Source organism: Corallococcus sp. bb12-1 (genome assembly GCF_026626765.1).
Taxonomy (GTDB): domain Bacteria; phylum Myxococcota; class Myxococcia; order Myxococcales; family Myxococcaceae; genus Corallococcus; species Corallococcus terminator.
Window position 1 is genome coordinate 64306 of the sequence record NZ_JAPNJZ010000031.1, and the last position, 12851, is coordinate 77156.

General features: G+C 68.8%; 10 protein-coding genes. 8 read left to right on the forward strand and 2 right to left on the reverse strand.

The genetic code is table 11. The features are described from left to right. Window positions 1-6 precede the first annotated feature (6 nt). A complete protein-coding gene (locus OV208_RS37720; protein ID WP_267578798.1) occupies window positions 7-681 on the forward strand; it encodes a pilin in 675 nt (224 codons plus the stop codon). Window positions 682-754: 73 nt separating this feature from the next. On the opposite strand, the gene OV208_RS37725 is transcribed toward OV208_RS37720, so the two are convergent. Beyond that, entirely contained in the window at window positions 755-3124 is a 2370-nt protein-coding gene (locus tag OV208_RS37725) for an arylsulfatase (protein WP_267578799.1), read from the reverse strand. Window positions 3125-3228: 104 nt separating this feature from the next. Continuing rightward, window positions 3229-4788, reverse strand: a complete 1560-nt coding sequence (locus tag OV208_RS37730; RefSeq protein ID WP_267578800.1) for an arylsulfatase — start codon at window positions 4786-4788, stop codon at window positions 3229-3231. A 258-nt stretch (window positions 4789-5046) separates the two neighbouring features. Between OV208_RS37730 and OV208_RS37735 the strand changes: the two genes are divergently transcribed. From OV208_RS37735 to OV208_RS37765, 7 genes are all read left to right on the forward strand, one after another. Beyond that, window positions 5047-6003, forward strand: a complete 957-nt coding sequence (locus OV208_RS37735; RefSeq protein ID WP_267578881.1) for a hypothetical protein — start codon at window positions 5047-5049, stop codon at window positions 6001-6003. A 136-nt stretch (window positions 6004-6139) separates the two neighbouring features. Continuing rightward, complete coding sequence (locus tag OV208_RS37740) at window positions 6140-7501, forward strand: DUF1254 domain-containing protein (protein WP_267578801.1); 1362 nt, start codon at window positions 6140-6142, stop codon at window positions 7499-7501. Between the two features lie 36 nt (window positions 7502-7537). After that, window positions 7538-8503 (forward strand): CorA family divalent cation transporter, encoded by a 966-nt coding sequence (locus OV208_RS37745; protein ID WP_267578802.1) that lies wholly within the window; start codon window positions 7538-7540, stop codon window positions 8501-8503. 110 nt (window positions 8504-8613) lie between these two features. Further along, a complete protein-coding gene (locus tag OV208_RS37750; RefSeq protein ID WP_267578803.1) occupies window positions 8614-8931 on the forward strand; it encodes a hypothetical protein in 318 nt (105 codons plus the stop codon). Window positions 8932-9060: 129 nt separating this feature from the next. Then, the gene (locus OV208_RS37755) at window positions 9061-10062 is read left to right on the forward strand and encodes an HAD family hydrolase (protein WP_267578804.1); all 1002 of its coding nucleotides are present in this window, start codon (window positions 9061-9063) and stop codon (window positions 10060-10062) included. After that, window positions 10062-10958, forward strand: a complete 897-nt coding sequence (locus OV208_RS37760) for a symporter (protein ID WP_267578805.1) — start codon at window positions 10062-10064, stop codon at window positions 10956-10958. The genes OV208_RS37755 and OV208_RS37760 overlap by 1 nt, the downstream gene beginning before the upstream one ends. Window positions 10959-11096: 138 nt before the next feature. After that, on the forward strand, window positions 11097-12851 hold the full coding sequence (locus tag OV208_RS37765) for a SulP family inorganic anion transporter (protein ID WP_267578806.1): 1755 nt from the start codon (window positions 11097-11099) through the stop codon (window positions 12849-12851).

Sequence of the window (12851 nt, forward strand, 5' to 3'; positions counted from 1 at the left end):
ACCTCGATGTCGTCTGATGTTCCCGCAGCGCCGAAGAAGTCCGTACTGCCTGGGGTCGCCCTGGGTTTCTCCATCGCCAGCCTGTGCCTCATTTGCCTGTGGCCGGTGGGGCTCGTGCTGTCCATCGTCGCGATGGTGAAGACGGGTAAGCCGGGGCAGCAGGGCCGGGGGCTCGCCATCGCGGCGCTGATCATCTCGGTGGCCAGCATCTTCTTCAGCGGCATCATGGCCGCCATCGCCATTCCCAACTTCATCAAGTTCCAGGCGCGCTCGAAGCAGTCGGAGTGCAAGGTGAACCTCAAGTCCATCTACATCTCCGCGAAGGGGCAGCTTGCGGAAGAGCAACCCCTGGGCTCCCTCCAGGAGCTGGGCTTCGTGCCGGAGCCCGGCAACCGCTACGCCTACGTGCTGCGCCTTCCGGATGACTTCGTTTCCGTGAGCCCGCGTTTCACCGCGATTGACCCGACCGAAATCCAGGCGGCCCTGGACAAGGCCGGCGTGGCGCCGGGCGTGCAGGGCGAATGCCCCGAATGCACCCTGACGGCCGCGTGCGTGGGCAACGTGGACAACGACGACACGCTGGATGTGTGGAGCATCTCCACCGCGGAGCGCACCGACGCGAATGGCAAGGCCATTGCTCCCGGAGAGGTGTTCAACCACGTGAATGACGTCCAGGAGTAGGGCCACCCCGGACGATTGACGCATGCAGTGCGGAGGACCTCGCGGCGAAGCAGCGCGCCGCGAGGTCCTCGGCTCAATCCAGCCGCACGTGCTGCTCCAGGCGTTCCGCCGGGGTCAGTTCGCGGTTGGCGTTCACCAGGTCGAACTCGAAGGTGACGTGTTCGATGCGGCCGGTGAACTTGAAGGGCATGAGGTCGCGGTACTTCGGGCTGACCGGCGCGCGGTTGTCCATGCCCACGTCCATGCACTCGGTGCTGAAGCGGGCGCGCGTCTGTCTTTCCAGGTGCACCTCGCCCACGCCCCGGCCGTTGATGAAGAGCTGCACGTTGGCGGGGCCGCCCAGGGTGGTGGACTCGTTGGTGAACACCACGGACAGCTCCACGCGGCCTGACGGCACCTCCTCCGACGACACCGCTTCCGAGCGGACCATGTCGAAGAAGTTGTAGTGGTACACCAGCCGCTTGTCCTTCACGTACAGCGTCCAGCCGCCCACGTCTCCGCCCAGGCAGATGATGACGCCCTCCGCGCCGCCCTCCGGGATGTCCACCACCGCCGTGAGGGTGTAGCTGACGTTGTGCGTCTTGGGCGCGCTGCCCTCCGGCAGGTACGTCATGCCTTCGTAGAACGTCACGCGCTGGCGGCCGTAGAACCAGCTGGGCCGCAGGGACACATCCGCGCGCTCCACGAAGCGGTCGTCCAGCGGGAGCACGTTGTACTTCGCGGCCTCCACCATGAAGAGGTCCTGCAACTCCCGCAGCTTCTCCGGGTGCTTCGCGGCCAGGTCCTTCGCCTGGCTGAAGTCCTTGCGAATGTCATACAGCTCCCAGCGGTCCTCGGCGAAGTCCGCGCCGCCCACGTTCACCCATGGCAGCCGCCCGTGCCGGCACGAAGCCATCCACCCGTCGTGGTACAGGGCGCGGTTGGCGAACATCTCGAAGTATTGCGTGGTGCGGTGGCCAGGCGCGTCCGCGTGCTTCGCGTCGAACGTGTAGGCGAGGCTCGTGCCTTCGATGGGCTTCTGCGGCACGCCGTGCATCACCGTGGGCTCGCTGATGCCAATCACTTCCAGCACCGTGGGCAGGATGTCGATGACGTGGTGGAACTGGAAGCGCACGCCGCCCTTGTCCTCTACCTCGCGGGGCCAGGAGACGATCATCGGGTTGCGCGTGCCGCCGAAGTGGGAGGCGACCTGCTTGGTCCACTGGAAGGGCGTGTCCCCGGCCCAGGCCCAGCCGACGGGGTAGTGCGGCGAGGTGCCCGGCAGGCCGATTTCGTCGATGCGCGGCAGGATGTCATTGATGTTCGGCACGTCGCCGCCCAGCACGGCCATCTCGTTGAGGGTGCCCGTGAGCGAGCCCTCGGCGCTCGAACCGTTGTCGCCAATGATGTACATGACGAGCGTGTTGTCCGCCTCGCCCAGGTCCTGGAGCGTCTCCAGGACGCGGCCCACCTCGTGGTCGGCGTGGGAGAGGAAGTCGGCGAAGTTCTCCATCAGGCGGATGTAGAAGCGCTGCTCTTCCGGGGTGGCCTCGTCCCAGGCGGGGATCTCCGCGGGGCGCTCGGTGAGCTGCGTGTCCGGGGGGATGACGCCCAGCTCCAACTGCCGCTGCCACACCTGCCGGCGGTACTCGTCCCAGCCCATGTCGAACTTCCCCGCGTGTCGTCCGCGCCAGTCGAGCGGCGGCTGGTGCGGCGCGTGCGCGGCGCCCGGGGAGAAGTAGGTGAAGAAGGGGCGGCCGGGCGCGATGGACTTCTGCTGCTTCATCCACTGGATGCAGTCGTCCGCCAGGTCGCGGGTGAGCTGGTAGCCCTCCTCCGGCTTGCGGCCGGCCTCCACGGGCGTCGTGCCCCGGTAGAGCGACGGGTAGAACTGGTCCGTCTCCCCGCCGATGAAGCCATAGAAGTAGTCGAAGCCGCGCTGCGTGGGCCAGTTGTCGAAGGGGCCGGCGGGGCTCGTCTGGTTGTCGGGGACGTTGTGGTTCTTTCCGAACCAGCCGGTGGCATAGCCGTTCTCCCGAAGGACCTCCGCGATGGTGCAGCAGCTCTTCGGGATGATGCCGGTGTAGCCGGGGAAGCCGGTGGCCACCTCTCCGATGTTGCCGGTCGACACGCTGTGGTGGTTGCGGCCGGTGAGCAGCGCGGCACGGGTGGGTGAACACAGGGCCGTGGTGTGGAACTGGCAGTATTTCAGTCCACCCCGGGCCAGCCGCTCCGCCACCGGCATGTCCACGAGGCCGCCAAACGCGCTGGACCAGCCGAAGCCCACGTCATCCAGCAGCACGAGCAGGATGTTGGGCGCCTTCTCCGGAGCGCCCTGCAACGGTGGGAAGTCCGCCTTGGAGTCCTTGTACGTGAGCCCGATGCGGGCCTTGGGGAAGCGGTATTCAGGGCGGGGGTAGACATTGCGGTCCACCCTGCGAGGGAAGCGCGTCTTCTTCGCCATGGTGCGGGGCCTCGTTCGAAGGGCTCGACGTGACAGTCATTGGACACGGGGAAGGGAGCGGCGGTGCCGGGCCGGTGACGGGCCGGCACCACCACCCCGCGGGCTCAGTGGACGGCGGGCTGCTCCTCGGTCGCCGCCGTCTCCTCCTCGGGGGGAGCCGCGACGACGAGGGACTCCTGCTTCTGGCGGGCCCGCTCCAGCGCCTGGTCGATGCTGAAGCTCGCGGGCCGCTGGCGGGGAGGGAACGCCTCGAAGGTCTTCAGGAACTCGCCGACGAGCGCCTGCGCGGGAACCAGGACGAAGCCGCGCGCGACGAACCACCGGTCGTAGTAGAGCGATGCGTCCACATCCCCCCGTTCGAACGGATCGCTCCGGAGGTTGAAGAGCTTGGGGATGCGCAGGTCCGCCAGCTTCTCCCGCCACACGCTCATGCCATGGGCGCGCTGTTCCTGGAAGACGACCTTCCACGCGTCGAAGCGCAACGCCATCAGGTCGCCATCGTCACTCCAGTAGAAGAAGGCCCGGCGCGGGTTGTCCTCCACGTCGCCCTTGAGGAAGGGCATCATGTTGTAGCCGTCGATGTGGACGTTGAACGTCTTCTTTCCGGCCGTGTGGCCCTTCAACAGCTTCCCGGCGATGTCGGGCTCCCCGGCGGCCCCGAGCAGGGTGGGCAGCAGGTCGGTGTGGGAGATCACCTCGTTGGAGATGGTCCCCGGCTCGATGACCCCCGGCCAGCGGATGACGCAGGGCACGCGCCAGCCGCCCTCCCAGTTGGTGTCCTTCTCCCCGCGGAACGGGGTGCTGCCGCCATCCGGCCAGCTCAACACCTCGGCGCCGTTGTCGGTCGAGTACACCACGATGGTGTCTTCGGTGATGCCCAGCTCATCGAGCTTGTCGAGCAGCACGCCGACCATGCCGTCGTGCTCCACCATCCCGTCCGGGTACAGCCCCAGGCCCGTGACGCCGCGCGACGCTTCCTTCAGGTGCGTGAAGACGTGCATACGGGTGGAGTTGAACCAGATGAAGAAGGGCTTCTCATCCGCCTGGGCCTTGTCCATGAAGTCCAGGGTCGCGCCCAGGAACTCCTCGTCCACGGTCTCCATGCGCTTCTTCGTCAGCGGACCGGTGTCCTCGATCTTCTGCGTACCGTCGGGATTGGCCCAGCAATGCAACACACCGCGCGGACCGAACTTCTTCCGGAACTCGGGGTTCTTGGGATAGTCCACGTTCTCCGGCTCCTCCTCCGCGTTGAGGTGGTAGAGATTGCCGAAGAACTCGTCGAAGCCGTGCACCGTGGGCAGGAATTCATCGCGGTCGCCCAGGTGGTTCTTTCCGAACTGGCCCGTGACATAGCCCAGCGGCTTGAGCAGCTCGGCGATGGTCGGATCCTCGGGCTGGAGGCCCAGCTTCGCGCCGGGCAGTCCCACCTTGGTGAGGCCCGTGCGGATGGGCGACTGGCCGGTGATGAAGGCGGCGCGTCCCGCGGTGCAGCTCTGCTGCCCATACCAGTCGGTGAACCGCGCCCCCTCCTTCGCGATGCGGTCGATGTTCGGGGTGCGGTACCCCATGGCTCCCTGGTGGTAGCAACTGGGATTGAACCAGCCGATGTCATCTCCCCAGATGACCAGGATGTTCGGTTGCTTCTTCGCCTGCTTCTTCACCATGGCTTCTCCTTCGCAGCGTGGACGTCAGCGTCTGGATTCCAGGTCGTCCCAAAAGTGAGGTGCCCTGCTGGCAAAGAGGAGATGCAGGGGGGCGGGAGGTCGCGACGGTTGCTTCCGCGCGAGCGCGCGGCCTTGTCGCGGCGCTGGCGCTCGGTCCACTCGGTGGCCCTGGATTGCCCCGGTGCCCACGGGCGCTCACCCTCCTGGAGAACGCTCTTCATCCGCCGAAGCCGCACCGACGGGAAGGATGGTGGGGTGATGCAGGGCAGACGGCTCACGGGACCGGTCGAGGCGCTTCGCAACCTGTCGCTGTCGCTGGCGCGCCTCGCCGCGAGCGAGGCCGCGAGCGGCGCGGTGCATGGCTCGGCGGACGGGCTGCGCAAGGAACTGCCGGAGTTCGACGGGCAGTTGCGCGCGCTCCTCGAGGACGCGCTCACGGTGCTGGGGCGGCTGGCGCATGAGGCCGCCGAGCGCGAGCACGTGGCGCCGACGGTCGCGGCACATTCCCTGGCGGGGGCGGCCATGGCGGGCGCGCTGGAGGCGCTGTCGCGTGAGTGGAACGAGGGCGGTCTTCCCCTCCACGCCTTCATGGTGCGCCTCAGCCACCTCTTCGACGAGGCGTTGCTGTTCGCCCACTCCCGCACCGATGAGATCCGCAAGCCGGGGGAGCGGGCCCAGGCCATGGCCCGGGGCGTGGTGAAGGCGGCCACGGAGCAGCTTCATGAGTCCGTGCCGCGCCTCCTGGAGGATGCGCGGGCGCTGGCCCCGCTGGGGGAGGAGGTGGCCTCACGGGTGGGCCGGGGGCTGGTGGCCGGCCTCGAATCCAAGCTCCGGGAGGATTCCGGAGTGGGGGTGGGGCTGATGGAGCGCGCCGGCCGGGGCCTGGTGCGAGGCCTGTCGGCGGGCCTCCGGGAGGAGCTGGCGGCCAGCCCGGTGCCTTCGGGTGAAGCGCTGGTGGCCTCGGCGGAGAGGCTCGTGGAGCGCGGTGTCGCCGCGGCCGTCCGGAGCGCGGGGGATGCGCTCGCGGACGAAGCCACGCGCTGGCGGGAGGTCCCGGCGGAGGGGCGCCCCCTGCGTCGTGCGGGCCGGGAGTTCACGGCGGGCGTGCTGGAAGCCCTCGGCGCGAAGCTGCGCCTGCCGTTGCTGGCCATGGCGGGCGCTGGCAGTGCGCTCGTGGCCCTGGCCGTGGTGTCGGGGCGCCGGCGCAACGCGTGACAGTGCACCCGGGTGGGGCGGCCTTGCGCGTGAGGACTGTGCACTGCTTGCCGCGACGCGGTCAGTCTCCAGATTCAAGGTCAGCTGGAGGACGGGTCCTGGGGAAGGAAGCGTCGTCCGCCTGGGGAGGCCCGTCATGCAGCAGCAGCCGGAAGCAGTCGGGGAGGCGTCGCGCGCGGTGGAGGGTGTTTCGCTCCAGGAGGCGCGGGAGATTTCACGGGATGCGTTCATCTACGCCTACCCGATGCTCTACAACTACAAGACGCTGTACACGAACACGCAGGACACGCTGGCGTCGGGCTACACGGGAGGCTTCCAGCGCTTCCGTCACTACGCGCGGGTGTTCACGCCCCAGGACACGGACATCGTCACGCCGAACAACGACACGCCCTATTCGATGGCGTGGTTGGATTTGCGGCGCGAGCCCCTGGTGTTGCGTCTGCCGGAGGTGGCGAAGGACCGCTACAATGTCTTCCAGTTCTACGACCTGTTCCTCCAGAACTTCGCTTACCTGGGGGTGCGGACGACAGGCTTCAAGTCGGGCCGCTACCTCATCGCGGGGCCGGGCTGGGACGGGGTGGTGCCGTCGGACATGGACGGGGTGGTCCGCGCGGAGACGGAGCTGGTGGGCATCCTGGGGCGCACGTCGCTGTCGGGGGTGGAGGACCTGCCCCACCTGCGGGAGCTCCAGAAGCAATACGTGCTCACGCCCCTGTCGGAGTTCGCCGGAAGGCCGCCACCGCCGCCGGTGCCCCAGGGGGTGTTCCCGCCCTGGGAGGAGGCGCGGGCGTTGTCCTCGCGGTTCATCGGCTATGTGAACTTCCTCTTCCAGTTCATCCCGCCGGTCGCGGCCGAGCGCGCGTTGATGGAGCGCTTCGCGAGGATTGGGATGGGCGCGGGAAGGGTGTTCGCGCCGGAGGAGCTGCCGCGCGAATGGGTGGAGGCGCTGGAGGCGGGGGCAGAGGACGGGCTCCAGGCCATCGAGGAGGCGGAAGCCAGGACGACGAGCTCCCTGGGGCTGTTCGGGACGCGTGCATCGATGGGGCCCGACTACGTGCTGAAGCGCGCGGTGGGCGCGAGGATGGGCATCTACGGCAACTCCGCGGAGGAGGCCGTGTACGGAGGGACGCATCAGGATGCCCAGGGGCAGCCGCTGACGGGAGAGAAGTCGTATGTGCTGCGCTTCAACAAGGGCGGCCTGCCTCCGGTGAAGTTCTTCTGGTCGCTGACGCTGTACCGCCTGCCGGAGCGGGAGCTGGTGGAGAACCCGTTGGACCGCTACGCGTTGGGAGACCGGACGCCGGGGCTGAAGTACGGCGCGGATGGGTCCCTGTCGCTGTTCATCCAGCGGGAAGAGCCCACGGCACCGGAACAACGGGCCAACTGGCTGCCCGCGCCCGAAGGGCCCTTCACGCTCATCTATCGCTTCTACGGGCCGGATGAGCGGGTGCAGAAGGGGCAGTGGACGCTGCCGCCGGTGCGCGCGTTGGATGCGTAGGGTTCAGGGCATCTCCTGCCACGCGTGGAGGCGGACATGGATGGATTCGAGAATGCCTTCGCGCTCCTGCTGGATGGCGGGGGTGGGGCGCGGTCCCTGCCATTGGAACAGGTCCGGGAGTGGAAGCCCTCGGACGGCCCGCTCTGGCTGAACCTGCCTCCGGATCTGCCGGACCTGCCCCGTGTGCTGGAGAGGATGCTCCTCCTGCCTTCGGAAGTCCGGGACTCCCTGCTCGGGGAGGTGGGACGGGTGCGCATCGACGTCATCGGCGGGGAGCAGATCATCCTGCTCATGCAGCATCCCGACGCCGTGCGCACCGGCGCCCCCCAGAAGACGCTGCGCGCCTGGGTGTCGTCGGAGCACTGTGTCACCATCGCCCACGCGGACCAGCCCGCCATCGCGTCGCTGCGCCACAAGCTCGCCCAGGGCCATGGACCCCACTCCTCGGATCTGTTCCTTGCGTTGGCCAGCGCCGCGCTGGCCGAAGCCGCCCTGCGCCTCACCGAATTCGACGACACCCTCTCCGAACTGGAGACCCACTTCGAGGACCGTCGCGAGGAAGATGCCACCGCCGAGCGCCTGCGCAGGCTTCGCCGCAGCCTCGTGGAACAACGTCGCTTCGTCTCGCTCTCCCGCGACGCCATCGTGCGCGTCAGCCTGCTGGAGGTGGATTGGCTCCGCGTCCAGGACGCCCAGCTGCGGCAGAGCTCCGAGCGGGCCAGCTCCATTCTCAAGGAGCTGGATGCCCTGGTCGAGCGCGCCCGCATCCTCCGCGAGGACGAGAAGGCCCGGCAGGACGACAAGAGCCAGCACATCCTCTACCTGCTCACCATCATCTCCGGCGTCTTCCTGCCCCTGTCCTTCATCACCGGCCTCTTGGGCGTCAACCTGGGCGGCATCCCGGGCACGCAGTGGAACGGCGCGTTCCTGCTGCTGGTGCTCGTGCTCATCGTCCTCGCCGTCATGGAGTGGCGGGCCCTGCGCCGCCGTGAGCTCGTCTGAAGCAGGCGGGCCCCGCCAGCGGACAGAGTCCTGCGACCCTGGGGCCCATGTGCGCAGCCGCCACTTCCTCACCAGCTTCATCCCGGGCGCAGCGCAGGCGGGGAGAGCACATGGCGGGAGCTCGCACGCGCTGGAAGCTGCTCGGGCTCATGGGGGGCCTGTGCTGCGCCGCTTCATCCTTCGCACAGACGACGGGGGCCCCCATCCTCCTCACCGCGAACTGGAAGGCCGACAGCGCTCGCTGGGTCATCCCCTTTGGCGCGGGCGTGGGGAAGAATCTCAAGCTGGGCCGCCAGCCCCTCAATGGTTCCGTGAGCGCGTACTACAACGCCGTGCGCCCCGATGGCGCACCGGACTGGCAGCTCCGCGCCCAGCTCGCCTTCCTGTTTCCGGAGGGCAAGCCGAAGTCGTCCTCGTCGCCCCCCTGAGGGCGCTCCTTCACACGGACGGGCACAGCAGGCCCTCCCCGCGTCCCCTCCAGGTCGCGTTGTGAAGTCTCCGTTCCGGTCCCACCCTCCTGGGGTCGGTGTCTGGGATTGCGCGAAGGGGAGGTGACCGTGGCTCGATTCACGCGGAATGGCTTGTCAGGACAGGTCTGCCTGCTCTGGGCGCTCACGCTGCTGGTGGCGGTTCCCGTCCAGGCGCTCGCGGCGGATCCGCTGCCCTCCTGGAACGACGGCCCGGTGAAACAGTCCATCATCGACTTCGTCACCCGCTCCACCACCGAGGGCAGCCCCGGCTTCATCCCCCCGGAAGAGCGCATCGCCACCTTCGACAACGACGGCACGCTCTGGCAGGAGCAGCCCGTCGTGCAGGGCGCCTTCTTGAAGGAACAGGTCAAGGCCCTCGTGAAGGAGGATGCGTCGCTCGCGCTCAAGCAGCCCTTCAAGGCCGTGCTGGAAGGGGACCTGGCCTTGCTTTCGACGATGGACGAGCCTGAGTTGATGGCGCTGTTCGCGGCCACCCACAAGGGCACGACGCAGGAGGAGTTCGCCGCCGAGGCGCGGGCCTTCTTCAAGACCGCCCGCCACCCGAAGTTCGGCGTGCCGTACACGCAGCTGGCCTACGCGCCCATGCTGGAGTTGCTCCAGTACCTGCGCGCCCACGGCTTCCAGACGTGGATCAGCTCCGGTGGCGGCACCGACTTCATGCGCGTCATCTCCGAGCGCACCTACGGCATCCCGCCCCAGCAGGTCATCGGCAGCGACTTGAAGGAACACTTCGACGACCAGGGCGGCCATCCCGTGCTGCGGCGCGAGGCGAAGGTGGAGCACATCAATGACAAGGCGGGCAAGCCGGTGGGCATCCAAGAGCGCATCGGACGGCGCCCGGTGTTCGCCGCGGGCAACGTGCGTTCGGGCGGGGACATCCAGATGCTCCAGTACACGAAGGAGCAACCGCGCGCGGGCTTCGCCCTGCTCATCAACCACGACGACGCGGCGCGGGAGTTCGCCTACCAGGAGAAGAACGACGCCTCGCTGAAGGCCGCGCGCGCGGGTGGCTGGACGGTGGTCAGCATGCGCCAGGACTGGAAGCGCATCTTCCCGGAGGGACGCTGATGCATGCCCTGCAAGCCATCATCGGCTTCCTGTTGTCGAGCTTCATCATCGCGCTGGGCCTGACGCAGGGCCTGGCGTGGCGCCTGGGGGACCTGGGCCGGGGGGTGCGGCAGCCGGCGTTCAAGCGGGGGCTGCTGGTGTCGCTGGTGGCGGTGCCGGTGCTGTCCGTGCTCGTGGCCAAGGTGCTGCCCCTGCAACCCGTCGCGGCGGGTGTCATCGCGTTGATGGCGTTCTGCCCGGGCCTGCCCATGGCGCTCAACGTCGTCTCCCATGAGAAGGGGAACCTGTCGCTGACCCTGGCGCTTTCCGTCACCCTGTCGCTCATCGCCATCCTGGCGATGCCGCTGTCGCTGGCCCTGCTGGGCAGGCTGTTCCCGGTGTCCATCCAGCCGCCGCCGCATGGTGTGCTCCTGGCCAAGGTCATCCTCCCGTTCCTCGTGCCGTTCCTGCTGGGGATTGGCCTCCAGAAGCTGTCACCCCTCTGGGCGCGGCGACTGCTCAAGCCCGCGAAGCTCTTCTTCAACGTCGCGCTGGGCGCGGCGGCGCTGCTGATGATCTTCGCCGGCATCCCGATGTTGAAGGACCTCCAATTCTGGGGCTTCGTCGCGATGTTCGTGGTGACGCTGGGCTCGGCGGCGATGGGCCACGTGGCGGGCAGGCCCCGGCCTCAAGACAGCACGGCGCTGGCCATCTCCGCCGTCTTCGGCAACCCGGCCTTCGCCTTCGCCCTGGGCGGCAGCACCTACCCGATGAAGAGCCTGCTGGGCATCATGGGCCTGTACCTGCTGGTGCGCACCGTGGCGCTGTTGCCGTATCAAATCTGGAACAAGCGCCACCAGAAGGCTGAGCGCGGAGGCGGGACGTCGCTGCCGTCGGGCAGGCGGGCCCACGCTTGAGCGGGCCTGTCATGCGCGCAAGGCACCCGGGTGGGCGATGCCACGGGCCGCGCGCGTCCCCACCCTTCCTCCGGAAGGGAGCCGTGCACACGCGGTGAGCCAGGCGCCGGTGGACGCGGTGCCGGAGGGGGACGGGCCATGAAGCTGTCATCGGCCACGCTCGGCCACGTCCTGCGGCGCGCGCTGCCTGGCGTCGAGCAGGCGCGGACGTATCAGAAGCGGTGGCTGCGCGCGGACGTGCTGGCCGCGCTCACCGTGGGGGCCATGCTCATTCCACAGGGGATGGCCTACGCGCAGATCGTCGGCGTGCGCCCCGTGGCCGGGCTGTACGCGGGCGTCTTCGCGATGCTGGCCTACGCGCTGTTGGGTCCGTCACGCCACCTGCTCCTGGGGCCGGAGGCGGGCGCCGCCATCCTCACCGCGACCGCGCTGGCGCCGGTGGTGTCGGGCGGAGCTCCGGAGCGGCTGGCGTCGCTCGCGGCCCTGCTGGCGCTGATGGTGGGCGGAATCAGTCTCATCGGTGGATTGTGCCGGGCGGGGGCGCTGGCGGACTTCCTGTCGCGGCCCATCCTCATCGGCTACATCAACGGCGCGGCGCTCATCATCATCGGCAGTCAGCTGGCGCGGATGCTGGGGCTGGAGCGCAAGTCGAACCAGTTCACGGGGCAGCTCTGGGAGGTGGCGAAGAACCTGGGCCGCACGCACGTGCCCACGCTGCTCTTGGGCCTGGGCATCGTCGCGGCGCTGGTGGCGATGCGCCGCTTCCTGCCGCGCTGGCCCGCGCCGCTGGTCATGGTGGTGCTCACCACGCTGGCGACCTCGGTGTTCGCACTGGAGCACGGGGGCATGAAGGTGGTGGGGACAATCTCCGCGGCGGCGCCTGCCTTCGGACTGCCCTCGGTGGGCTTCGCGGACTTCCGCGCGTTGCTGCCGGCGGCGTTCAGCCTCGCGCTGGTGAACTACGCGGGTTCCGTGCTCACGGGACGCATCTACGCGGACCGGTTCGGCTACCGCCTGGACACGAACCAGGAGTTCTTCGGACAGGCGGCGGCGAACCTCGTGACGGGCCTCACGCAGGGGTTCCCGGTGACGGGCAGCGATTCGCGCACGGCGGTGAACGCGTCCATGAAGGGGCGCACGCAGCTGGTGGGCGTGGGCGCGGCGGGGGTGGTGCTGGTGTTCACGCTGTTCTTCACGCCGCTGCTGGCGAAGCTGCCCCTGGTGACGCTGGGGGCCATCGTCATCGTCGCGGCGGTGTACCTGCTGGAGGTGCAGCCCATCATCCGGCTGTGGCGCGTGCGGCCGGTGGAGGCGGTGCTCGCGGTGGTGACGATGCTGGGCGTGCTGATGCTGGGCATCCTGCAGGGAATCCTCATCGCGGTGGCGCTGTCGTTGGTGGACCTCATCCGCCGCGCCGCCCATCCCCACGACGCCGTCCTGGGCGAGCGCGAGGGTGTGCCGGGCTGGCATGACGTGGAGGGCCACGCGGACGCGGAGACGGTGCCCGGGCTCGTCGTCTACCGCTTCGACGCGCCCCTCTTCTTCGCCAACGCCCGCTTCCTGCGCGAACAGGTGCGCAAGCTGGTGGCCGAGTCCCGCGTCCCGGTGAAGTGGTTCGTGCTGGATGCGTCCTCCGTGTTCGACCTGGACGTCACCGCGGCGGAAGGGCTGGAGAAGCTGAGACGCGAACTGGAGGGCGAGGGCATCGTGCTCGCCGTGGCCCAGGCCCGGGCGCCGATGCGCTCGATGCTCCGGCGCTCGGGACTGCTCGCGCAAATCGGGAAGGACCGACTCTTTCCCACCGTGGGCGCGTCGGTGCGTGCGTTCCAGGCGGAGGAGGGACCGCGGGAGGCCGTCATGGCAGAGGACGCCCGGCCCCCTCCGGTGCACTGA